Below are 23,710 nucleotides of genomic sequence, written 5' to 3' on the forward strand. Positions count from 1 at the left end.
CGCGGGCGCCCCTTTCCGAGAGATGTCAGAAGACGACAGTACCCACGCGCCGGAGCATCATGAAAAGCGGCGCAGCTGGCTGGAACGCCTGAGTTCGGCGTTTTCCGGCGAACCCACCTCCCGCGAAGACCTGGTCGCGATCCTGCGCGATGCGCAGAGCGACGGCCTGATCGGCGGCGACACCCTGCGGATGATGGAAGGCGCGCTGACGGTCGCCGAACTGACCGTGGGCGACGTCATGATCCCGCGCGCGCAGATGATTTCGCTGCCGGTGGATGGACGCTTCCTGGACCTGATGAAGCTGGTGGTCGAATCCGGCCACTCGCGTTTTCCGGTCCACGGCGACAACAAGGACGAGATCCTCGGCATCCTGCTGGCGAAGGATCTGCTGCGCGGCGTGGTCGCCGACAACGGCCCGGGCAGCATCCGCGAACTGTTGCGGCCGGCGGTGCTGATCCCGGAGTCCAAGAAGCTCAATCTGCTGCTCAAGGAATTCCGGCTGTCGCGCAACCACATGGCGATCGTGGTGGACGAGTACGGCGGTGTCGCCGGCGTGGTCACCATCGAGGACGTGCTGGAACAGATCGTCGGCGAGATCGACGACGAGCACGACGAGGCCGAGGATGGCGCCTCGCTGATCGCGATCCAGGCCGACGGCCAGTACGTGGTCGACGCGCTGACGCCCATCGCCGATTTCAACGAACGCTTCGGTGCGGATTTCCCGGATGACGAATACGACACCATCGGCGGCCTGGTCACTTCCGCCATCGGCCACCTGCCGGAAGCCGGCGAGGAGCTCACCCTCGGCCGCTTCGCCTTCCGCGTGGCCAAGGCGGACGCGCGCCGCGTCCACGCCTTCCACGTCGGCATCCTCGCCGACGGCTGACATGCTGCGCCGCCTGCTCCTGATCGCCGCGCTGTGGCTGCTGGCGGCGTCGGCCTTCGCCGCGCCGCGCGTCGGCGTGGCGACCATGCAGCCGGGCGAGGTGTTCTTCGAACGCTTCGGCCACAACGCCATCGTGATCGTGGATCCCGCCACCGGCGCGGCCACCTCGTACAACTTCGGTTACTTCGATCCGGGCGAATCCGATTTCGTCGGCAATTTCGCCCGCGGCGTGATGCAGTACTACCTGGTCGCCCTGCCGATCGGCGAGGACCTGGCCCAGTACCGCGAGAGCGGACGCGGCGTAAGCCTGCAATGGCTGGATCTGGCGCCGGAGCAGGCGCAGGTACTGGCCGACTCGCTGGCGGTGCGGGCACGACCGGAGAACGCGCGCTACCGCTACGACTATTTCACCTCCAATTGCTCGACCCAGGTCCGCGACGCGCTGGATGCCGCCATGGGCGGCGCGCTGAAGCCGCAGCTGGCCGGCCGCTCGCGCGGCAACACCTACCGCAGCGAAAGCGTGCGGCTGGCCTCGCCGGCGACCTGGATGTGGCTGGGCTTCGATCTGGGCCTGGGACCGTCGGCGGATCAGCCGATGTCGCGCTGGGAGGAAGCCTTCATCCCGATGCGCCTGGCCGACAGCCTGCGCGAGGCGAAGAACGCCGCCGGCCGTCCGCTGGTGCAGGCCGAGGAAGCACTGCTGCCGCACCGGATCGCGGCCGAGCCGGCCGAGGTCCCGCGGCGCTGGTGGCCGTGGCTGCTGGCCGGACTGGCCGCGGCCGTGGCGCTCGCCCTGATCGGACGCCGTCACCCGCGCGCAGTCGCCGCCATCGCGCTGCCGTTCTGGCTGCTGTGCGTGATCGCCGGCGGACTGCTGATGTACCTGTGGGGGTTCAGCGAGCACTGGGCGGCCTGGCGCAACCACAACCTGCTGCTGCTCAATCCGCTCTGCGTCCTGCTGCTTCCCGGCGCGATCGCCGTGCTGCGCCGCCACAATCCGGGCCGATGGTTCCGCGGCGCCCTGACCGTCGTGACGCTGTGCGCGCTGTTCGCGTGGTTCGTGCAGTGGCTGCCTTTCGCATTCGGCTACCAGTTCAACCAGCCGTGGATCGCGTTGCTGCTGCCCATCCATCTGGCGCTCGCATACGTATTCAAACGGTCGCATCACGCCGGCTGACGCAGGATGCGGCCTTTCCCGCCGCATCCCGCAGGGCCCGCATGCTGATCCGACTGTTCGCACTGACCGTCCTGTTCCTCCCCTTGGCGGCGATCGCCGCGCCGGCCGCACGGGTCGCCTCCCCCGATGGACGCATCGTGGTGGAACTGGATTCGGATCCCGACGGCCGTCCCACCTATGCGGTGCGACGCGATGGCAAGCCGCTGCTGGCACCCTCCCGGCTGGGCTTCCTGCTGGTGGACACGCCCAAGCTGGATCGCGCCATCGCGGTGACCGCCCCGCGCACGCGCGGCTTCGACGAGACCTGGGAACAACCCTGGGGCGAGCGCCGGCGCATCCGCAATCACTACAACGAACTGCGGGTGACCCTGGCCGAGAACGCCAAGCCGCGCCGGCACCTGGATCTGGTGGTCCGCGTGTACGACGACGGTCTTGGCTTCCGTTACGAGTTCCCGCGCCAGGATGGTCTGCCGACGGTGAAGATCCGCGAGGAGCTCACCGAGTTCACCCTGGCGGGCGACGCCACCGCCTGGTGGATTCCCGCCGACGAATGGAACCGCGAGGAATACCTGTACCACCGTACGCCGGTGGAGGCGGTCGGCGATGCGCAGACGCCGATCACCTTCCGGCTGGCGGACGGCACCCACCTGTCGATCCACGAGGCCGCGCTGGTCGACTATTCCGGCATGAACCTCAGCCGCGTCGAGGGCCGGCGGCTGAAGGCGTCGCTGACGCCCGGCATCGACGGCGCCAAGGTGACCCGCGAAGCGCCGTTCAACACGCCCTGGCGCACCGTGCAGATCGCCGACGACGCCGGCGGACTGGTGACGTCCTCCCTGATCCTCAACCTCAACGAGCCCAACGTGCTGGGCGACGTGTCGTGGGTCAAGCCGATGAAGTACGTCGGCGTGTGGTGGGAAATGCATCTCGATACCAAGACCTGGGCCTCGGGGCCGCGCCATGGCGCCACCAACGAGAACGTAAGGAAGCACATCGACTTCGCGGCCAGGCATGGCTTCGGCGGTGTGCTGGTCGAAGGCTGGAACGTCGGCTGGGACGGCGACTGGTTCGGCAACGGCGAGGATTTCAGCTTCACCCGCTCGTATCCCGATTTCGATCTGGAGAAGCTGAGCGCGTACGCGAAATCGAAGGGCGTCGTCCTGATCGGTCACCACGAGACCTCCGCCAACGCCGCCCACCATGAATCGCAGATGGGCGCGGCCTTCGATCTGTACCAGCGGGTCGGCGTGCCGGCGGTCAAGACCGGCTACGTGTCCGATGCCGGCCAGGCCAAGGTGGTCGGTGCCGACGGCAAGATCCACTACGCCTGGCACGAGGGCCAGGATCTCGCCCGCCACCACCTGAAGGTCGTGACCGAAGCCGCCAGGCGCCATATCGCCATCAACGCGCACGAGCCGATCAAGGACACCGGCCTGCGCCGCACCTACCCCAACTGGATCTCGCGCGAGGGCGCACGCGGCATGGAATACAACGCCTGGGGCAACCCCGGCAATCCGCCCGAGCATGAAGCGATGCTGGTGTTCACGCGCCTGCTGGCCGGGCCGATGGATTTCACCCCCGGCATCTTCGGCATGAAGACCCGCTCGCCGGATGGCGTGACCACCACCTGGGCCAAGCAGCTCGCCCTCTACGTGGTCATCTACAGCCCGATTCAGATGGCCGCGGATCTGCTGGAGAACTACGAAGCCAACCCGGGCCCGTTCCAGTTCATCAAGGATGTACCGGTCGACTGGGAAGACACCCGCGTGCTCAACGGCGAAGTCGGCGACTACGTGACCATCGCCCGCAGGGATCGCCGGGGCGACAACTGGTACCTGGGCGCGATCACCGACGAGGAACCACGCACGCTGAAGGCCCCGCTGTCGTTCCTCGAACCCGGCCGCCGCTATACGGCGCAAATCTACCGCGACGGCCCGAAGGCGGACTGGAAGGGTGCGCGCGAGGACATCGTCATCGAGGAACGCGACGTCGGATCGACCGATACGCTCGAACTGAAACTGGCGCCGGGCGGCGGCCAGGCGATCCGTTTCGTGGCCCGGTAAAGCAGTCCTCCCTGCAGGAGCGACGTCAGTCGCGACCGCCATCCCGCCTTACAGGGGCGCCCGGCCTCGCTGGCATCTGGCAATGGCGGTAGCGACCGCGGGTCGCGCCTACGTCGCTCCTACAACGGCGTGCCGGCGCCCGCTTGCCGCTCAAGGTCAACTGGCGCACGATCCGTGGCATGAACCAATCGCCCTCGCTCAACCCGGTCCAGAACGCCCTGCCCAGCTGCGTCATCAATTGCGCCGTCTATGACCAGCATGGCAAACGGCGCGACATCGGCCTGGACGAGATCAGCGACGTGCTGGCGGTCGACGATGGCACCTTCATCTGGGTGGGCCTGTACGAACCGGCCGACTCGGTGCTGGAGAAACTGCAGGAGGAATTCTGCCTGCACGATCTGGCGGTGGAAGACGCCCAGAACGCACACCAGCGTCCCAAGCTGGAGGCCTACGGCAATTCGCTGTTCATCGTCATGCAGACCGCGCAGGTGGTCGACGATCGGATCCGCTACGGCGAGACCCATGCCTTCCTCGGCCCGCGCTACCTGGTGACGGTGCGCCACGGTGCGTCGCTGTCGTATGCGCCGGTGCGCGAGCGCGTGCAGCGCGAACCGGATCTGCTGGGACTGGGGCCATCCTACGGCCTGTACGCGGTGCTCGATTTCATCGTCGACAACTACCGCCCGATCGTCGACGAATTCCGGCAGACGCTGGATGCGCTGGAAAAAGACATCTTCGCCGACACCTATCGCCGGGTGACCGTGGTCAAGCTGTACGAACTCAAGCGCGAACTGACCAAGATGCGGCTGGCGGTGGCGCCGCTGCAGGACGTGCTGGCGCAATTGTCGCGCACGCAGAGCGCGCTGATTCCGGAGGAGGTGCGACTGTACTTCCGCGACGTCCACGATCATGCGCTGCGGGTCAATGAATCCACCGACACCCTGCGCGAGATGCTGACCACCGCGCTGAGCGTCAATCTGTCGCTGGTGACGCTGGCCCAGGGCGAGACCGTCAAGCGCCTGGGCGCCTGGGCCGCCCTGCTGGCCGCGCCGACGCTGATCACCAGTTGGTACGGCATGAACTTCGAGCACATGCCGGAACTCGCCGGCCGGTTCTCCTATCCGCTGCTGATGCTCGGCGTGGCCGCGGTCTGCATCGGCCTGTATCGCCTGTTCAAGCGCGTCCGCTGGCTGTAGCGACGCGGGTGACGGCGGGCCGGTTTCGACCAAAGTCGAAGCCGGGAATCCGGCTTACGGATTGACCCTCCCCCAGCATCGGAGGACTCTAGCGATAGTCTCCGTGGAGGGTGGATTCATGAAAGGTCTGTCGAAACTCGGCTGGGCGGCCCTGGCCGTACTTGGCGCGTTCGCGCTGGGCACGGTCGCACTGCGCCGGGGCGAACACATCAATGCCATCTGGATCGTCACCGCGGCGGTTTCGATCTACCTGATCGCCTACCGCTTCTACGCGCTGTTCATCGCCAACAGGGTGATGCAGCTCGATCCGACCCGCGCCACCCCGGCGGTACTCCGCAACGACGGCCTGGACTACGTACCCACCAACAAGCACGTGCTGTTCGGCCACCACTTCGCCGCGATCGCCGGCGCCGGCCCGCTGGTGGGTCCGGTACTGGCCGCGCAGATGGGCTATCTGCCCGGCCTGCTCTGGCTGGTGGTCGGCGTGGTGCTGGCCGGCGCGGTGCAGGACTTCATGGTCCTGTTCATCTCCAGCCGTCGCGACGCGCGTTCGCTGGGCGATCTGGTGCGCGAGGAAATGGGCCAGATTCCCGGCACCATCGCCCTGTTCGGCGCCTTCCTGATCATGATCATCATCCTGGCGGTGCTGGCGATGGTGGTGGTCAACGCGCTCGCCGAGAGTCCATGGGGCATGTTCACCGTGGTCGCGACGATGCCCATCGCCATCCTGATGGGCATCTACATGCGCTACATCCGCCCGGGCCGCATCGGCGAAATATCCGTCGTCGGCCTGATCCTGCTGCTCGGTGCGATCTGGCTGGGCGGCAAGGTCGCCACCGATCCCACCTGGGGACCGGCCTTCACCTTCTCCAAGGAAGCCATCACCTGGATGATGGTCGGCTACGGTTTCGTCGCCTCGGTGCTGCCGGTGTGGCTGCTGCTGGCGCCGCGCGACTATCTGTCCACCTTCCTCAAGATCGGCACCATCGTCGCGCTGGCGATCGGCATCGTGATCGTGATGCCCGATCTGAAGATGCCGGCACTGACCGAATACGCCCGCACCGGCATGGGCCCGGTCTGGACCGGCGGCCTGTTCCCGTTCCTGTTCATCACCATCGCCTGCGGCGCGGTCTCCGGTTTCCACGCGCTGATTTCCTCGGGCACCACGCCCAAGCTGCTGGCCAGCGAACGCCACATGCCGTACATCGGCTACGGCGGCATGCTGATGGAGTCGTTCGTCGCCATCATGGCGCTGGTCGCGGCCTCGATCATCGAGCCGGGCGTGTACTTCGCGATGAACGCGCCGCCGGCCGCGGTCGGCAGCGACGTGGTCGCGGTCGCCGCCAAGGTCAGCGAGTGGGGCTTCGCCATCAGTCCCGACGTGCTCACCGCCACCGCCAGGGACATCGGCGAGAGCACCATCCTCAACCGGGCCGGCGGCGCGCCCACGCTGGCGGTGGGCATTGCCCAGATCCTGCACAGCGTGCTGCCCGGCGAGGACACGATGGCGTTCTGGTATCACTTCGCGATCCTGTTCGAAGCACTCTTCATCCTGACCGCCGTCGACGCCGGCACCCGCGCGGGCCGCTTCATGCTGCAGGATCTGCTGGGCAACTTCATCCCGGCGATGCGCCGCACCGAATCCTGGACCGCCAACATCATCGGCACGGCCGGCTGCGTGGCGCTGTGGGGCTACCTGCTGTACACCGGCGTCACCGATCCGTTCGGCGGCATCAAGACCCTGTGGCCGCTGTTCGGCATTTCCAACCAGATGCTGGCCGGCATCGCGCTGATGCTGGGTACGGTCGTGCTGTTCAAGATGAAGCGTGACCGCTATGCGTGGGTGACGGCGGTTCCGGCGGTGTGGCTGCTGCTGTGCACGACCAGCGCGGGACTGCTGAAGATCTTCGACAGCAACCCGGCGCAGGGTTTCCTTGCGCAGGCGCACAAGTACCAGGCGGCCATCGCTTCCGGCAGCATCACTGCCCCTGCCAAGACCATGGGCGAAATGCACAAGATCGTGGTCAACGCCTACGTCAACACCGGCCTGACCGCGCTGTTCCTGTTCGTGGTCGCGGCGGTGCTGTTCTATTCCATCAAGACCATCCTGGCCGCACGTCGCAACCCGGTCCGCACGGACAAGGAAACGCCGTACGTGCAGGTCGATCCGCAGCAACTGGCGAATCTGTGATGGGCACCGCGCTCGTTCCCGTCAGCCACTATCAGGCGCATCGCCGGGTATGGCGGCGCCTGGTGCAGACCGCGCGCCTGTGCTGTGGCGTGCCGGACTACGACAACTATGTCCGGCACATGCTGGAGAAGCATCCGGATCGCGAGATCATGGATTACAAGACCTTCTTCCGCGAACGCCAGGAGGCGCGCTACGGCGGCAAAAGCGGATTCCGCTGTTGCTGATGTGGTCCGCTGTCCGACAGAAAAAGGGCGAAGCCAAGGCTTCGCCCTTTTTTGTTGTTTCCATGGAAGCGACGCAAGTCGCGACCGGATACCCTCCCGCCGTCAGCCCTGCCCCGCCATCGCGCGCAGCATGATGCCGACCAGATAGGCCGCGCCGGTACCGGTGGCGTAACCCAGCGTGCCGAGCAGCACGCCCACCGGCGCCAGCGCCGGGTGGAACGCGGTCGCCAGCACGGGCGCCGAGGCCGGACCACCGATGTTGCTCTGCGAGGCGATCGCGAAATAGAAGAACGGCGTGCGCAGCAGTTTGCCGACGCCCCAGAGCAATACGATGTGCACGGCGATCCACATCACGCCGAGCAGGAACAGCCATGGGCGTTCCAGCAGCGCCAGCAAATCCATCTGCATGCCGATGCAGGCGATCAGGAAGTACAGGAACATCGAGCCCCACTTGGAGGCGCCCACACCTTCCAGCGTGCGCATGCGGGTGAAGCTCAGCAGCAGGCCGGCGAAGGTCGCCAGCAGCACCACCCACACGAACGGCTTGTCCAGGCTCAGCATCGGTGACCAGGCGACGTTGGCGGCGAACCAATCCGCCAACGGCGCGGCGACCGCATGCGCCAGACCCACCGTGCCGAACGCCACGCCACCGAGCACCATCAGATCCGACAGCGTGGGAATGCGCGCATGCTGGGCCTGGTAGCTGGCGATGCGCTCGCGCAGTTCGTCGATGGCCGAGGTGTCGGCGCCGCTGTGGCGATCCAGCGCGGGCGCGCGGGCGGCGAAGAAGATCAGCACCGCCATCCACACGTAGCCGACGCCGACGTCGACCACGGCGAACTGGCCGAAGGTGGTCGCGTTGACCTCGAAGATTTCCTTCATCGCCAGCATGTTGGCGCCACCGCCGATCCAGCTGCCGGCCAACGCGGCCATGCCGGCCCAGGTGTCGCCAGCGACGGTCTCGGGATGGAACCAGCCCATCACCTTGAATGCCACCACCGCGCCCAGCATGATGCTCAGCACGGCGGCGACGTACATCACCAGCATCTTCCAGCCCAGGCCGAGGATGCCTTTCAGGTCGATGCTCAGGGTCAGCAGCACCAGCGCGGCCGGCAGGAACACGTCGCGCGCGACCGGGTTGTAGAGCTTGGTGTTCTCGCCATCGATCAAGCCGACGGTGTTGTAGACGCCGGGAATGAAGTAGCACAGCAACAGCGCCGGCACGAAACCGTAGAACTTCCGCAGGTAGCGGTTTTCGCTGCTCGAGGTCCAGAAGATCGCGCCGAGGGTGGCCGCGATCAGGCCGAACACGATGATGTCGTTGTTGATGAGTGCGCCGCCGGTGCCTGCTGCCGCCATCCGGTATGTCTCCCCTGGTGATGAAAGCGTGCCCCGGCCCAGCCGTTTCCCTGGCACAAAAAAAAGGACACGCCGCGCTGGCGGCGTGCCCCGTGTGCGTTACTGACCGATGTGCTGCTTCAGCCAGGCGTTGACGGTGTCATGCCACTGCACGCTGTTCTGCGGCTTCAGCACCCAGTGGTTCTCGTCCGGGAAGTACAGGAACTGCGACTTGATGCCCTGGCGCTGCAGCGCGGTGAACGCCGCCAGGCCCTGCTCGACCGGAATGCGGTAGTCGAGCTGGCCGTGCACGATCAGCATCGGCACCTTCCAGTCCTTGACGTGATTGACCGGGTTGAACTTCTCGTAGCTGGCCGGCACCGCGTACGGCGTGCCGCCCTGCTCCCACTCGGTGAACCACAGTTCCTCGGTGGAGTAACCCATCATGCGCTGGTCGAATACGCCGTCGTGGTTGACCAGGCACTTCCACGGCTGGTTCCAGTTGCCGGCGATCCAGTTGACCATGAAGCCGCCGTAGCTGGCGCCCAGCGCGCAGGCCTTGTCGCCATCGAGGAACGAATACTTCTGCTGCGCCGCGGCCCAGCCCTTCTGCAGATCCTCCAGCGGGCGATCGCCCCAGTGCTGGCTGATCGCATCGGTGAAGGCCTGGCCGTAGCCGGTGGAACCGTGGAAATCGATCATCACCACCGCATAGCCCTGGCCGGCGTAGGTCTGCGGATTCCAGCGGTAGCTCCAGCCGTTGCCGAAGCTGCCCTGCGGACCACCGTGGATCAGGAACGCGACCGGGTACTTCCTGCCTTCCTGGTAGTTGTACGGCTTGACCACGTAACCGTGCACGGTCTCGTCGTTCCAGCCCTTGAAGCTGAACTGCTCGAAGTCGCCGAAGGACACGTCCGCCAGCATGTCCTGCGCGCTCTGGGTGATCGCGCGCTCGGGCGCGCCACCCAGCGAGGTGGTGAACAGCTGATCGCCGCTCTTGAGCGAGTTGCGGGTGAAGGCCAAGGTATCGCCGGCGATCTCGAACGCGGAAACGCTGCCGTTGCCGACGACCTTCTCCGCCTTGCCGCTGGCGATGTCGACGACGAACAGCGGATGCTCGCCCATGTCCTGCGCGGTGGTGTAGATGCGCTTGCCATCGGCAGACAGGGTGATGCCGTCGGCGGAACGATCCCACGCCGCGGCGATTTCACGCGGCTGCCCGCCAGCGGCGTCCATCGCCATCAGCGCGAAGCGATCGGCCTCGAAGCCGGGACGCTTCATCGCGCGGTAGTACAGCGTCTTGCCGTCGGCGCTGAATACCGGGCCGGTATCCCAGGCCGGGTTGCCCGTGGTCAGGTTGGCCGGCGTGCCCTTGCCGTCGGCAGGCAGGCGGTACAGATCGAAATTGGTCGACCACGGCTCGCCCTTGGGCTGCACGCGCATGCTGGCGACCAGCGACTTGCCATCCGGCGCCCAGGTGTACTCGTCGGCGCCGCCGAACGGCTTGGACGGCGCATCGCCATCCAGCGTGTCGGTCAGCGACGTCGCGCTGGCGACCGGCTGGGCGCCGGCGGCGGGCAGCGCGGCCACGAACAGGCGGCTGCGGCGGCCGTCGGCCCAGGTATCCCAATGGCGCACGAACATGTTGTCGAACAGCACGCCGGTGTTCTTCTTCGCGGCGGTGGCGTCGAGCTTCTTCTGGGTGCAGGCGAAGTCGGCCTTGCAGTCGGCGAAGGTGTCGGCGCTGAAGGCGATGTGGTTGCCATCCGGCGAGATCTTGTAGCTGCCCACGTCCAGCGCGAAGCCGGTCAGCTGGCGCGGCTCGCCACCACTGGTCGGGATGGCATACAGCTGCTGGCTGCCGGACTTGCTGCTGAGGAAGTAGACCGTCTGGCCGTCCGCCGAGAAGGACGGAGAGTTGACGCTCCAGCCTTCCGGGGTCAGCCGCTTTGGCGGCGCCATGTCACGGGTCAGCAGATTGCGCACGTACAGCGCGCTGCCGGCCTTGGTCAGTTCCTTGTCGATCTGGCGCTTGGCGAACACCACCGCGCGGCCATCCGGCGACAGCGTCGGCGAGGAGACGCGATCCAGCGCGGCCAGATCGCGGATGTCCAGGCCCCGCTGGGCGGCGAGCGCCGGCAGGGTCGCCAGCAGGCAGAGGGGCAGTACAGCGAGACGCAATTTCATCCGGGACTCCGGGCAAACAGGAAAACCCCGATGTTAGGCCGATACGGCGGCCCGGCGCAAAGGCATGAGGTCATGCCTCCGCGCCGCCGCGGCGCGGCCAGGCGCCTGGTTCAGGCCTTTTCGCCGCGCTTGCCGGTCCGATACAGCAGCCAGCCGACCACGGCCAGCACCGCCAGTCCGATCCACTGGCTGAAGTGCCAGGCCTCCGGCAGCGCCAGCACGTCGGCGCGGGCCGAGGCCACGATCGGAATCGCGATGGCGATGCCCATCAGCGCCTCGCCGGTGATCAAACCGGCCGAGAACAGCACGCCCGGGCGATGCACGCGGTCGCGACCGTCCTCGTCGTCGGCGCGGACCTTGTGGAAGCGTTCCACCAGATGCGCCAGCAAACCGCCGAGGAAGATCGGCACCATCAGTTCCAGCGGCAGGTAGATGCCGATCGCCGCGGCCAGCACCGGCACGCGGAAACGGGCCTTGCGCGATTTCAGCCATTCGTCGAACGCGATCACCAGCGCGCCGACCAGCGCGCCGATGCCGATCATCGCCCACGGCAGCTCGCCGCCGAACAGGCCGCGCGCGACCGATGCCATCAGGTTGGCCTGCGGCGCGGCCAGCGAATTGGGATGCTCCGGGGTGGGCGCGCCGATGCCGTAGGCCTGCGCCAGCAGGTTGAGTACCGGCGCCATGATCAGCGCGCAGGAGAACGCGCCGATGCCGAGCATCAGCTGCTGCTTCCACGGCGTCGCACCGACCAGGTAGCCGGCCTTGAGATCCTGCAGGTTGTCGCCGCCCACTGCCGCGGCGCAGCACACCACCGCGCCAATCATGATCGCCGCGACCGCGCCCAGCGGGGCGCCGCCGGCGCCGACCGGCGACATGCCGCTCTTGCCCAGCAGTAGCACCAGCACCGCCGAGGCGAACAGGATGGTGGAGATGGTGATGCCCGAGACCGGGTTGTTGGAGGAGCCGATCAGGCCGGCCAGGTAGGCCGACACCGACACGAACAGGAAGCCCGCCACGATCATGATCAGGGTCATCGGCACGCTGACGTGCCACTGGCCGACGATCGCCTGGTACAGACCCAGCAGCGGCAGGGTGAACACCACCAGCGCGACCAGCATCCACTTCATCGGCAGATCGCGTTCGGTCTCCAGCAGCGCTTGGCCGCCGGCGCCGCTGCTGCTGCGGGCGGCGGCGAAACCGCTCTTGATGCCCTTGAGCAGCGACTTGCGCAGCGAGAACAGGGTCCAGACGCCGCCGACCAGCATCGCGCCCACGCCCAGGTAGCGGACCTTGGCGCCCCAGATGGCGAACGCGGCGTCGGCCGACGAAGCATTCGCGATGGATGCGGCCAGCGCCGGATCCGAACCGGTGAAGAAGGCCTGGTACAGCGGGATGGCGATATGCCAGGACAGCACCGCGCCCGACAGCACCACGATGCCGACGTTCAGGCCGACGATGTAGCCCACGCCCAGCAGCGCCGGCGACAGGTTGGTGCCGAGGAAGGCGGTGATCTTGGAGCTGCCGACGTAGGCCGACTGGGTCCAGGTGTCCGGAATCATGCGCAGGCCGCTGGCCGCGGCCAGCTTGACCACCGCGCCGATCACGCCGGACAGGGCCAGGATTTTCAGGCCTGGGCCGGGATTGTCACCGGCCTTCAGCACTTCGGCGGCGGCCTTGCCTTCCGGGAACGGCAGCGGGTCCTCGACGATCATCGAGCGGCGCAGCGGCACCGAGAACAGCACGCCCAGCAGGCCACCGAGGCCGGCGATGCCCAGCACCCACCAGTACTTGAAGTCGGGCCAGTAGCCCATGATGACCAGCGCGGGGATGGTGAAGATGACGCCCGCGGCGATCGACGAGCCCGCCGAAGCGCCGGTCTGGACGATGTTGTTCTCCAGGATGGAGCCACCTCCCAGCACCCGCAGCACGCCCATGGACACCACCGCGGCCGGGATGGCGGTGGCGATGGTCAGACCGGCGAACAGGCCCAGGTAGGCGTTGGCGGCGGACAGGACCACCGCCAGCACGATGGCCAGCAGTACGGCACGGAAGGTAAGTTGAGGCGTCGCAGCCTGGTTCATGACGCGGTTCCGGGGATACAGAAGCCCGACAAACTATCGGCTACGCCCCGGCAAGTCCAGCCGGAAAGGCCCGCGTGGCTATACTCGGCCGGTTCCGCATCGCCCGTCCGTCCATGCTCCCAGCCTCCGCTCCCGCCACGCCCCTGCCCGCCCGCGAGGACTTCCTCGGCCACCCCAAGGGGGTCTACATCTGCTTCTTCACCGAGATGTGGGAGCGCTTCTCCTTCTACGGAATGAAGGCGCTGTTGCTGCTCTATCTGACCAAGTACCACCTGTTCGGCGACAAGGCCGGCCTGGATCTGCTGGGCGCCTACGGTGGGCTGGTGTACTGCATTCCGGTGATTGGCGGCGTGCTCGCCGACCGCTGGCTGGGCATGCGCAAGGCGGTGGTGTTCGGCGGCCTGCTGCTGGTGGCCGGCCACGTCGGCATGGCCTTCGAAGGCCATGCCGCGACCCATGTGGGGGGCGTGATCACGCGCGACGAGGGCTCGCTGCGCATCACCTACCTGTCCCTGGCGCTGATCATCATGGGCGTGGGCTTTCTCAAGCCCAACATATCGACCATCGTCGGCCGGCTGTATGCGGACAACGATCCGCGCCGCGACGCCGGCTTCAGTCTGTTCTACGCCGGCATCAACCTGGGCGCGCTGTTCGCCTCGCTGGTCTGCGGCTACCTGGGCGAAACCCTGGGCTGGCGCTATGGTTTCGGTGCCGCGGGCATCGGCATGCTGCTGGGCCTGTGCATGTTCCTGTGGGGCCAGAAGTACCTGCACGGCCATGCGGAACCGGCCGCACCCGAACGACTGCGCGAACGCGTCGCCGGCCTTCCGCGCGAGTGGCTGATCTACGTCGGCGCGCTGCTGGGCGTGCTGCCGGTGGCGTGGCTGATGTGGGCCGCGGCCAACGGCGCGTTCTCGCTGGGCGGCGAAATTTCGCTGGCGCTGCTGCTGATGCTGGTGGTGCTGGCATGCGTGCTGGCCTGGTTCGGCTGGTTCCTGTCGACCCAGTGCACGCCGGTGCAACGGCAGCGGATGCTGGCGTTGATGGCGCTGATCTTCATGGCGCTGATCTTCTTCACCCTGTACGAGCAGACTTACGGTTCCTGGGTGACCTTCACCGACCGTCTGTTGACCAAGGATGTGGTGCCCGCGCTGGTGCAGGCACCAGCCGCGATGAACTGGAGCGGCCATTGGGGCGCGGACGCGATCGCGTTGCTGGCCCGCGCGCCCTGGTCGACCTGGTCGCTGCTGCTGGCGCCGCTGGGCTTCGTGGTTGCCGCACGGCTGTCCGATCGCGATCCCGATTCGTCCGCGCCGCGGGTCGTGTTCATCGCGGTGGTGGTGGCGATGCTGATCTTCCTGCTGCGCGATTGCGTGGTGCTGCCGCAGACCGCCGGCTCGCTGACCTATCTCGGCGCCCTGTTCCTGGTATTGCTGGCACCGGTCTTCGCCGCGCTGTGGGCCTGGCTGGGCCGGCGTGGCCGGGATCCGTCCAAACCGTTCAAGTCGTCGCTGGGCCTGGTCATCGCCGGGCTGTCCTTCATTCCCCTGGCCTGGGCCGCCCATCTCGTCGGCGAGAGCGGACAGATGGCCAGCGTATGGTGGCTGGTGCTGGCCTATCTGGTGCTGGAGATCGGCGAGATGTGCCTGTCGCCGGTGGGCCTGTCGGCGGTGACCCAGCTGTCGGTCCCGCGCGTGGTCAGCCTGATGATGGGCACCTGGTTCCTCGCCACCGCGTTCTCGGAAGCGCTCGCGGCGCTGTTCGGCAAGCTCGCCGCCATCGACATACCCGAAGGCGGCAGCCTGGTCATGGCCGATGCCGCCGGACGTTATGCCGATCTGTTCTGGTTGATGACCGCGATCGGCGTGGGCTGCGGCCTGGTCGCCTTCCTGTTCTCGCCGCTGCTTCGGCGGATGATGCACGGGGTGCATTGACAAAAAAACGTGGCGCCCAAGGCGCCACGTTTTCTGCATTTCCGCTTGCCTTACTGGCTTTTCTGCGGTGAACCGACGGTGACGTTGCCGCCGATGTTCTGCGCGAAGAAATCCAGCATCTTCGTATACAGGTTGAGATTGTTCTCTTCCTTGTAGAAGCCGTGGCCTTCACCCGACTGGATGATCATGCCGACCGGAGGATTGCCCGCGGCGGTCAGCGCCTTGGCCATCGCCTCGGTGTGCTCCGGCGGGCAGCGCGCGTCACGCGCACCGGCGGCCAGGTAGATCGGCAACTTCAGCTTGTCGACGTGGTTGATCGGCGACATCGCATCCTGCTCGGCCTTGGTGCTGCCGTAGGCGCGGATCAGGTACTTCATGCCGTCCTCGCGCTTGCTGGTGTCGCTGAGCTTCATCTGGATCGCGGCGCTGTAGTTGCCCACGTAGCCGAACGCGCACTTGTACAGCCCCGGCTCGCGGGCCGGCGCCATCATCGAGGCGTAACCGCCGAAGCTGCCGCCGTAGATGCAGATGCGGTCCTTGTCGGCGTAGCCCTGCTGGATGGCCCAATGGGTGCCATCGAGGATGTCGTTCATGATGCCTTCGGCCCACTGCCCGTAGGCCATTTCCTCGAACGCCTTGCCGAAGCCGCCGGAACCGCGATAGTTCACCTGCAGCACCGCGTAGCCGCGGTTGGCGAACAGCTGGTTCTCGAACTGGAAACCCCAGTCGTCGCGCGGACCCATGGGGCCACCGTGGACGTTGACGATCATCGGCAGGTTCTTGCCGTCGGAACCGTTGGGAAGGGTCAGGTAGCCATGGATGGTCAGGCCATCGCGCGACTTGAAGCTGACCGGCTTGACCGAGGCCATCTTGCTGGCGTCGATCCACTGGCGGTTCTTCATCAGGAACCGGGCCTTGCCGGTATCGCGGTCATACAGGTAGAGCTCGCCCGGGTTGGCATCGCTGCGCACCGAGACGACGATCTTCTTGCCGTCCTGGGTGGCGCTGGCGAAGTCGACGAACTGGCCCGGGAACGCCGCCGCCAGGGAGGCGTACAGCTCCGCGTCCGGATGTTCCTCGTTGATCAGCTTGACCTGCGGCGCGCCGGCCTCGGTGACCGTCGCGATCACGGTGTCGCCGTCGGCGGCCTGGATCAGCGTGGAGATTTCCGACACCGGATCCTGGTGCAGCACCGTGAAGCTGCCATCGTTGGTGTTGAGCGTGCCGAACGCCGACGGCTTCTTGCCGTCACCCTGGGTGGCGTAGACGGTGCCGTCCGCGGCCGTCCCGAGGATTTCAATGCGCTTGCCGCTGGCCTTGGAACTGTTGATCAGCGTCCATTTGCCGCTGGCGTCGCGCCGATACAGCTCGTTGTGCGCGTCGGAGAAGTTGCCTTCCTCGTCATAGCGGTCGTAGCAGACCGCGAAGCGCGGTTCCTTCTTCTCGTCCAGCGCGATACCGCAGTCATCGCGCGGGGCGCGCGCCAGCGACTTGCGGCGTCCGCTCAGCGTGTCCATCAGCACGATCTCGGTACCGGCACCGGTGGACGACCGCGCATAGGTCGCGGTCATCATGACGTTGTCCGGATCGTCCTTGAGCGTGTCCAGCAGGCCGAAGCTTTCGTTGCCGACCTGCTTGCCACGCTGGGTGGCGTCGCGGGTGCCGTAGAAGATCAGCGGGCGCGGCTGCGATCCGTCGGCATTCACCGAATACCATTCACCGGTCGCGAAGGGTCGCGCATAGCTGCCGATCTTCTTGATCGAGTTGAACAGCAGGCGATCCGGCGAAGTCCAGTAGAAACTGCCCACGCTCTTCTCTTCGGGCAGCTGGTTGATCTTGACGATGCTCAGATCCTTGGTCCGCAGCACGGTCAGGACATCCTGATCGCCGCGGTCGACGGTCATCGCCAGATACTCGCCATTCGGCGAGATCTTCACGCTGCTGTAGGTCGGATGCTTGACGAAATCCTTGACCGGAATCAGTTCGACCGCCTGCGCCGCGCATGAGATCCCCATCGCGGCCGCAACGCCGGCCCACTTCCATTTCCCCATTTTCATTCAATCCCCCATGGTTGAATCCAGCAGATAAGCCGGATTACGGGAGTTTAATGCCAAATTACGGGGAAATGTGATCCAGTACCTGTTCCAGGCCGGATTCCCAGGCCTGCATCGGTTGCCCCAGCAAGGATTCCAACCTGCCGTTGTCCAGCCGCGAATACACCGGACGCGATGCACGGGTGGGATACGCCGACGAGGGAATCGGCAGCACCCGTGGGTGTTTCGCAATCAATCCCCGCCGATGGGCACCCGCCACGATGGCTTCGGCGAATCCATGCCAGCTGGTTTCGCCACCGGCGGTCAGATGCAATATACCGCGGGCCTCGGGGTGCCGCTCCATCACCTCCGCCGTCACGTCGGCAATCAGATCGGCCGGCGTCGGAGTCCCCCGTTGATCCGATACTACCTGCAACTCGTCGCGTTCCCGCGCCAGGCGCAGCATCGTCAACAGGAAATTGCTGCCGCGCGCACCATAGACCCAGGCCGTACGGAAGATCAGGTGGGGTGCGCCGGACGCCTGGATGGCCTCCTCGCCCGCCCGCTTGGACGCACCGTAGACGCCCAGCGGCGCGGTGGGATCCTCCTCGCGATAGGGTCGCTCACCACGACCATCGAAGACATAGTCCGTGGAGTAGTGAATGAGGGGAATACCTCGTTCCGCGCTGTACATGGCCAGTATCGCGGGGGCCTGCGCATTGGTCCGGAAGGCCGCCTCGACGTCGTCCTCGGCACGATCGACCGCGGTATAGGCCGCTGCGTTGACGATGCGGTCCGGCCTGGTCCGCTCGAGCAACGCGCGCAGCGAATCGGGCTGGTCGAAGTCGGCCACTTCACAGGGCACGCCATCCGGCAGCATGCCGCTGCGGGTAGCCGCCAGGATCGTTCCGAAGCCGGCCAGGCTTCGCCTCAACTCATGGCCCACCTGACCGTTGGCGCCGAGGAGCAGGATTTTCATGTGCCGAAGGTCGGCAGGCGCTCGGGCGCCACGTCGTCCAGGAACGGCGCACGGGCGTCCCTGTCCGACAGGATGGGTTCCCGGAGCGGCCAGTCGATGCCGATGCGCGCATCGTCCCAGCGGATGCCGGCATCGCCCGCCTTGTCATAGCCGGCGGTGCATAGATAGCTGAAAACGGCCCGTTCGGACAGAACCGCGAAACCGTGGGCAAACCCCTCCGGAATCCAGAACTGGCGCTTGTTCTCCGCACTCAGGACCGCCGCCGTCCAACGCCCGAAATGCGGCGACCCGCGGCGGATGTCCACGGCCACGTCGTACACCTCGCCTTCCAGCACGCTGACCAGCTTGCCCTGCGGATTCGGCCACTGGTAGTGCAGGCCCCGCAGTACGCCCTGATCGGAGGCGGAGATGTTGCTCTGCACGAACCTGCCGGTCAGCCCATGCTGGTCGAACCGCGCCGCGTTCCATGCTTCATAGAAGAAACCGCGATCGTCTCCGAACACCGTGGGCTCGATCACCACGCAGCCTGGCAGCGAAGTCTCGATCACCTTCAAGGCACGCTTCCCCGGTTCAGGAGCCCGAGCAGGTACTCGCCATAGCCATTCCTGGCAAGCGGTTCGGCAAGGCGCCGCAATTGTTCGCCATCTATCCAGCCGTTTCCGTAGGCGACTTCTTCGGGACAGCAGACACGCAATCCCTGCCGGGCTTCGATGGTTCCGATGAAGGTCGATGCTTCCAGGAGCGATTGGTAGGTGCCCGTGTCCAGCCATGCATAACCGCGTCCCAGCGGTTCCAGATGCAATTGGCCTTCCTCGAGGTAGCGACGATTCAGATCGGTGATTTCCAGCTCGCCACGGGAGGACGGCTTCAGCGAAGCCGCATAGTCGCTGGCCCGACCGTCGTAGAAATACAGGCCCGTGACCGCGTAGTTGGATTGCGGCTTCAAGGGTTTTTCCTCGATGCCGATGACCTTGCCGGCCGCGTCGAATTCGGCCACGCCGTAGCGCTCCGGATCACGCACCCAATAGCCGAATACGGTCGCGCCCTCCACCCGCGCATCGGCGCGTCTGAGAATCTGGCTGAAACCGTGCCCGTGGAAAATGTTGTCGCCCAGCACCAGGCAACTCGGACCACCGGCCAGGAACTCCCGGCCAATCACGAACGCCTGGGCGAGACCATCCGGGCTGGGCTGCGCGGCATACTCGATGCGCATGCCCCACTGCGAACCGTCACCCAGCAGATCGCGGAACAGCGCCTGCTCGTGCGGCGTATTGATGATCAGGACCTCGCGGATCCCCGCCAGCATCAGCACGCTCAGCGGGTAGTAGATCATCGGTTTGTCATAGACCGGCAACAGCTGCTTGCTGATGGTCCGGGTGATCGGGTACAGACGGGTGCCGGTACCTCCCGCCAGAATGATGCCTTTGCGTGCGCTCATGCGAATTCCTGTTCAGGCCGTCATGCCGATGCGTTCCAGACGGTAGCTGCCGTCCAGCACCCGGGCCACCCATTCCTGGTTTCCCAGGTACCAGTCGACGGTTTCGGCAATGCCCTGTTCGAATGTGTATCGCGGTTCCCAGCCAAGCTCATCGCGCAGTTTGGAAGCATCCATGGCGTAACGACGGTCGTGCCCCGGGCGATCGGCGACGAAGGTGATCTGGCTGCTGCGCGGCTTGCCATCGTGCCGTGGCCGGCGATCATCCAGCAGGCGGCAAATGGTCTCGACCACCTCCATGTTCTGCCGCTCCGCGTTGCCACCGACATTGTAGGTTTCACCAATCCGCCCCCTCTCCAGGATGCTGCGGATGGCCGCACAGTGATCGGCCACGAACAGCCAGTCCCGGACGTTCCTGCCATCGCCGTACACCGGCAGGGGTTCACCAGCCAGGGCTCGCTGGATGATCAACGGGATCAGTTTCTCGGGAAAATGATAGGGACCGTAGTTGTTGGAACAGTGGGTCGTCAGCGCGGGCAGGCCATAGGTGTGGTGGAACGCGCGCACCAGATGGTCTGAAGCCGCCTTGGACGCCGAATAAGGCGAGTTCGGGGCATACGGCGTGGTTTCCGTGAATCTGCCTGTATCGCCCAGCGATCCGTAAACCTCGTCCGTGGACACGTGGAGAAAGCGGAAGCCATGTTTTTCCGTTTCGCGCAACGAGCGCCAGTGATCGCGGACGGCTTCCAGCAGGCCCAGCGTCCCCACGACATTGGTCTGGATGAAGGCACCGGGTCCGTCGATGGAGCGATCCACGTGGCTTTCGGCGGCGAAGTTCAGCACGGCATCGGGCCGGTGCTCCGCCAGCAGCGACGCCACCCGCGCCCGGTCGCCGATGTCTCCATGGACAAAGATGTGGTTGGCATTGCCCGCCAGCGAAGACAGCGTGTCCAGATTGCCGGCATAGGTCAACGCATCCAGGTTGATGATCCTGATGCCATCGGCAACGGCGCGCAGTACGAAGTTGCCGCCGATGAATCCGGCCCCGCCGGTCACTAGCCAAGTTGCCACGCCTTGCCCCTCAAGCTGTTGTCGTGTCCCAGGCCACGCGAAGGAAGGTGGCCTTGTGAAGGCTCTGGTCCGCACGACGGGCAACGACATCGATGCCGGATTTGCCGAATCATGCTCGGCGGATTGTAGCGGCCGGAGCCGGGGACGGCATGAACCTGTCGTTCCAGCCGCCCGCGTGGTGCCCCAGAACAGGAAACCCGCCATGCGGCGGGTTTCTGGGCGGACAGGCGGGCGTCGCGATCAGAACGGAATATCGTCGTCGGCGAAGTCGTCCATCGGCGCGGGCTGCTGGGCCGGGGCCTGCCGGCGCGGGGCCTGCTGGGAATATTCCTGTCGCTGCGGGCGCTGGGGGCGGTCCATGCCACCACCACCACCGCCGCCGCCGCCGCCTTCACCGCGACCGCCCAGCATCTGCATTTCATCCGCGACGATGTCGGTGGAGTATTTCTCCACGCCATCCTGGCCGGTGTACTTGTCGTAGCGGAGCGAGCCTTCCACGTACACCTGGCTGCCCTTGCGCAGGTATTCGCCGGCGATTTCGCCCAGCTTGCCGAAGAACACCACGCGGTGCCATTCGGTGCGTTCCTGCTGGTTGCCATCGCGATCCTTGCGGACGCTGGTGGTGGCCAGGCTGATCCGGGTGATGGCCATGCCTCCCTGGGTGTACTTGGTTTCGGGGTCGTTGCCGAGGTTGCCGACCAGGATGACTTTGTTGATGCCGCGGGCCATAGCGCTGATTTCCGTAGGTGAGCGCCCGCCTGACGCGGGCATGGACGAGTGAAGTATACCCGCGCCGGCCTGACCATCAGGTGGCTCCGTGACCTCCTGTAGGAATTCCCTGTCCCGCCCGCCTTATAATTCAGGCACTTCCCTGCCCGATTTCCCATGTCCGTCGTCGAATCCCCGCGCTCCGCCCTGGCCCTGCCCCAGATCCAGTCCCTCGCCGCCGGGGACATGGCCGCCATCGATGCCCTGATCCGGCGTCGGCTCGCGTCGGACGTGGTGCTGATCAACCAGATCGCGGACCACATCGTCTCCGCCGGCGGCAAGCGCCTGCGCCCGATGCTGGTGGCGCTGGCCGGCCGGGCCACCGGACCGGTGGGGCCGCATCACCACCAGTTGGCCGCGATCATCGAATTCATCCATACCTCCACCCTGCTCCATGACGACGTGGTGGATGAATCCGACCTTCGGCGTGGCCGCAGCACCGCCAACGCGCTGTGGGGAAACGCACCCAGCGTGCTGGTGGGCGACTTCCTGTATTCACGCAGCTTCCAGTTGATGGTGGAACTGGACCGCATGGACGTGATGCGGATCCTGGCCGACACCACCAACCGCATCGCCGAGGGCGAAGTGCTGCAACTGCTGCACGTGCACAATCCGGATACCGACGAAGTCGCGTACCTGCGGGTCATCGAGCGCAAGACCGCGGTCCTGTTCGCGGCAGGCACCCAGTTGGGGGCGCTGGCGTCCCAGGTTGACGCGGCGATCCAGCAGCGGCTCTACGACTACGGCATGAACCTCGGCTACGCCTTCCAGATCGCCGACGACGTGCTGGACTACACCGCCGACGCCGCCGACCTGGGCAAGAACCTGGGCGACGATCTGGCCGAAGGCAAGGCGACCCTCCCGTTGATCCACGCCATCCGCCATTCGGATGCCACCACGGCCGAACGCCTGCGCGTCATCGTGCAGGAAGGCGACGCCTCGGCGATGCCGGAAGTGCTGGCGGCCATCCGCGCCACCGGCGGACTGGAATACAGCCAGCAACGCGCCCGCGAATACGCAGATGCCGCCGAGCGCAGCCTGGACGACCTGGCCGAAAACGACGCCATCGCCGCCCTGCGCGGACTGGCCCGGTACGCGGTCGAACGCAACCACTGATGACGTTCGCCGCGCACGAGCGGGAACAGCTGCTGGCCGCGCATGGGGTGGGCCCCACCGTGATCGCGCGGCTGGAACAGATCGGCTACCACACCCTCGCCGATCTGGCCGGGGCCACGCTCGCGGACATCAACGCGCAGATCGCCGCCATGCTGGGCGCCACCTGCTGGCGCAACAGCCCGCAGGCGCGTACCGCGATCGCCAATGCGATCGCGGTGGCGCAGGCTCAGTCGCCGAACACTTCCTCGAAGAAGTCGTCCATCATCCGGTAGGCACGCTTGGCCGCGCGCGCGTTGTAGACGCAGCCCGGCGGCCGATTGGCGTTCTCCAACGCGAAGCAGTGGACCGCGCCGCTGAAGTTGACGAACTGCCAGTCCGCCCCGGCCTCGTTCATTTCCTTCTCGAACGCCGCGATGTGAGGCGCGGTGCCGCGATCCTCCGCACCATTGAGAACGAGAATCGGCGTCTTCACCGCGCCCGCCTTCGCCGGCGATTGCGTGTCCAGGCCACCGTGGAAAGTCACCACGCCGGACACTTCGGCGCCACCACGCGCCAGTTCCAGCACCGACGAGCCGCCGAAGCAGAAGCCGAACGCGCCGATCTTTCCCGCTTCCAGTGGCGCCTTGCCGGCTTGTCCCTTCAGCGCGGCCAGCGCCGCGTCCATGCGCGCGCGCATCGCCGCCGGATCCGCGTACAGCGGTTTGACCTGGGCCAGCGCCTGGTCCGGGTTCTGTGGACGCACGCCCTTGCCATACATGTCGACCACCAGCACCACGTAGTCGTCGCCGGCCACCTGCTTGGCCTTGGCCACCGCGTCGTCGGTCACCCCCAGCCAGTCGGGCACCATCAGCAGGCCCGGGCGCTGTTCCTTGCTGGCGTCGTCGTAAACCAGGAAACCGGAAAAGGTCTGCTTGCCTACCTTCCATTCCAGCGGCCTGGCCTGCGGCGCGGCAAGCAGCGGGAACACCCACAACGCGGCGAGCAGGGCCGCCAACACGGACAATGGACGCATGACAATTCCTCGCGGG

General features: G+C 66.2%; 19 protein-coding genes. 9 read left to right on the plus strand and 10 right to left on the minus strand.

The window, feature by feature from the left end; genetic code table 11:
• The first annotated feature begins 22 nt into the window (after positions 1 to 22).
• The 6 genes from AC3DEZ_RS06450 to AC3DEZ_RS06475 all read left to right on the plus strand — a co-directional run bounded on the left by AC3DEZ_RS06450 (position 23) and on the right by AC3DEZ_RS06475 (position 7,737).
• Entirely contained in the window at positions 23 to 886 is an 864-nt protein-coding gene (locus tag AC3DEZ_RS06450; protein WP_447105016.1) for a CorC family transporter, read from the plus strand.
• Between the two features lies 1 nt (position 887).
• Entirely contained in the window at positions 888 to 2,063 is a 1,176-nt protein-coding gene (locus AC3DEZ_RS06455; protein ID WP_488387474.1) for a lipoprotein N-acyltransferase Lnb domain-containing protein, read from the plus strand.
• A gap of 41 nt (positions 2,064 to 2,104) precedes the next feature.
• Complete coding sequence (locus AC3DEZ_RS06460) at positions 2,105 to 4,126, plus strand: glycoside hydrolase family 97 protein (RefSeq protein WP_488387475.1); 2,022 nt, start codon at positions 2,105 to 2,107, stop codon at positions 4,124 to 4,126.
• Between the two features lie 179 nt (positions 4,127 to 4,305).
• Positions 4,306 to 5,322, plus strand: a complete 1,017-nt coding sequence (locus AC3DEZ_RS06465) for a magnesium and cobalt transport protein CorA (RefSeq protein ID WP_488387476.1) — start codon at positions 4,306 to 4,308, stop codon at positions 5,320 to 5,322.
• Positions 5,323 to 5,440: 118 nt separating this feature from the next.
• Positions 5,441 to 7,513, plus strand: coding sequence for a carbon starvation CstA family protein (locus AC3DEZ_RS06470; RefSeq protein ID WP_488387477.1), 2,073 nt, complete (start codon positions 5,441 to 5,443; stop codon positions 7,511 to 7,513).
• Positions 7,513 to 7,737 (plus strand): YbdD/YjiX family protein, encoded by a 225-nt coding sequence (locus AC3DEZ_RS06475; RefSeq protein ID WP_447105011.1) that lies wholly within the window; start codon positions 7,513 to 7,515, stop codon positions 7,735 to 7,737. Before AC3DEZ_RS06470 ends, AC3DEZ_RS06475 begins: the two co-directional genes overlap by 1 nt.
• 102 nt (positions 7,738 to 7,839) lie before the next feature.
• Here AC3DEZ_RS06475 and AC3DEZ_RS06480 read toward each other — a convergent pair whose 3' ends face one another.
• The 3 genes from AC3DEZ_RS06480 to AC3DEZ_RS06490 all read right to left on the minus strand — a co-directional run bounded on the left by AC3DEZ_RS06480 (position 7,840) and on the right by AC3DEZ_RS06490 (position 13,346).
• Positions 7,840 to 9,096 (minus strand): DUF819 family protein, encoded by a 1,257-nt coding sequence (locus AC3DEZ_RS06480; protein WP_488387478.1) that lies wholly within the window; start codon positions 9,094 to 9,096, stop codon positions 7,840 to 7,842.
• A gap of 99 nt (positions 9,097 to 9,195) precedes the next feature.
• A complete protein-coding gene (locus AC3DEZ_RS06485; RefSeq protein ID WP_488387479.1) occupies positions 9,196 to 11,262 on the minus strand; it encodes a S9 family peptidase in 2,067 nt (688 codons plus the stop codon).
• 110 nt (positions 11,263 to 11,372) lie between these two features.
• Positions 11,373 to 13,346 carry an OPT family oligopeptide transporter gene (locus tag AC3DEZ_RS06490; protein WP_488387480.1) on the minus strand — a complete coding sequence of 658 codons (1,974 nt, stop codon included), beginning with the start codon at positions 13,344 to 13,346 and terminating at the stop codon, positions 11,373 to 11,375.
• A gap of 113 nt (positions 13,347 to 13,459) precedes the next feature.
• Here AC3DEZ_RS06490 and AC3DEZ_RS06495 point away from each other — a divergent pair, with 113 nt between their 5' ends.
• Positions 13,460 to 15,280, plus strand: a complete 1,821-nt coding sequence (locus AC3DEZ_RS06495; protein ID WP_488387481.1) for a peptide MFS transporter — start codon at positions 13,460 to 13,462, stop codon at positions 15,278 to 15,280.
• A gap of 50 nt (positions 15,281 to 15,330) precedes the next feature.
• Here AC3DEZ_RS06495 and AC3DEZ_RS06500 read toward each other — a convergent pair whose 3' ends face one another.
• The 6 genes from AC3DEZ_RS06500 to AC3DEZ_RS06525 all read right to left on the minus strand — a co-directional run bounded on the left by AC3DEZ_RS06500 (position 15,331) and on the right by AC3DEZ_RS06525 (position 21,527).
• Positions 15,331 to 17,295, minus strand: a complete 1,965-nt coding sequence (locus AC3DEZ_RS06500; RefSeq protein ID WP_447105005.1) for an alpha/beta hydrolase family protein — start codon at positions 17,293 to 17,295, stop codon at positions 15,331 to 15,333.
• Between the two features lie 100 nt (positions 17,296 to 17,395).
• A complete protein-coding gene (rfbD, locus tag AC3DEZ_RS06505) occupies positions 17,396 to 18,292 on the minus strand; it encodes a dTDP-4-dehydrorhamnose reductase (RefSeq protein WP_488387482.1) in 897 nt (298 codons plus the stop codon).
• Entirely contained in the window at positions 18,289 to 18,846 is a 558-nt protein-coding gene (gene rfbC / locus AC3DEZ_RS06510; RefSeq protein WP_488387483.1) for a dTDP-4-dehydrorhamnose 3,5-epimerase, read from the minus strand. Before rfbC ends, rfbD begins: the two co-directional genes overlap by 4 nt.
• Positions 18,843 to 19,730, minus strand: coding sequence for a glucose-1-phosphate thymidylyltransferase RfbA (rfbA, locus tag AC3DEZ_RS06515; protein WP_488387484.1), 888 nt, complete (start codon positions 19,728 to 19,730; stop codon positions 18,843 to 18,845). Before rfbA ends, rfbC begins: the two co-directional genes overlap by 4 nt.
• A 12-nt stretch (positions 19,731 to 19,742) precedes the next feature.
• Positions 19,743 to 20,798 (minus strand): dTDP-glucose 4,6-dehydratase, encoded by a 1,056-nt coding sequence (gene rfbB, locus AC3DEZ_RS06520; RefSeq protein ID WP_488387574.1) that lies wholly within the window; start codon positions 20,796 to 20,798, stop codon positions 19,743 to 19,745.
• 240 nt (positions 20,799 to 21,038) lie between these two features.
• Positions 21,039 to 21,527, minus strand: a complete 489-nt coding sequence (locus AC3DEZ_RS06525; protein WP_488387485.1) for a single-stranded DNA-binding protein — start codon at positions 21,525 to 21,527, stop codon at positions 21,039 to 21,041.
• Positions 21,528 to 21,683: 156 nt separating this feature from the next.
• On the opposite strand from AC3DEZ_RS06525, the gene AC3DEZ_RS06530 reads away from it, so the two are divergent.
• Positions 21,684 to 22,682: a polyprenyl synthetase family protein gene (locus AC3DEZ_RS06530; RefSeq protein WP_488387486.1), complete on the plus strand. Its 999-nt coding sequence runs from the start codon at positions 21,684 to 21,686 to the stop codon at positions 22,680 to 22,682.
• Entirely contained in the window at positions 22,682 to 22,954 is a 273-nt protein-coding gene (locus AC3DEZ_RS06535; RefSeq protein ID WP_488387487.1) for a helix-hairpin-helix domain-containing protein, read from the plus strand. Before AC3DEZ_RS06530 ends, AC3DEZ_RS06535 begins: the two co-directional genes overlap by 1 nt.
• Here AC3DEZ_RS06535 and AC3DEZ_RS06540 read toward each other — a convergent pair.
• A complete protein-coding gene (locus tag AC3DEZ_RS06540) occupies positions 22,909 to 23,694 on the minus strand; it encodes a dienelactone hydrolase family protein (RefSeq protein ID WP_488387488.1) in 786 nt (261 codons plus the stop codon). The two genes, AC3DEZ_RS06535 and AC3DEZ_RS06540, sit on opposite strands and share 46 nt — an antisense overlap.
• Positions 23,695 to 23,710: the final 16 nt, after the last annotated feature.

Source organism: Pseudoxanthomonas sp. 134C1, assembly GCF_057773065.1.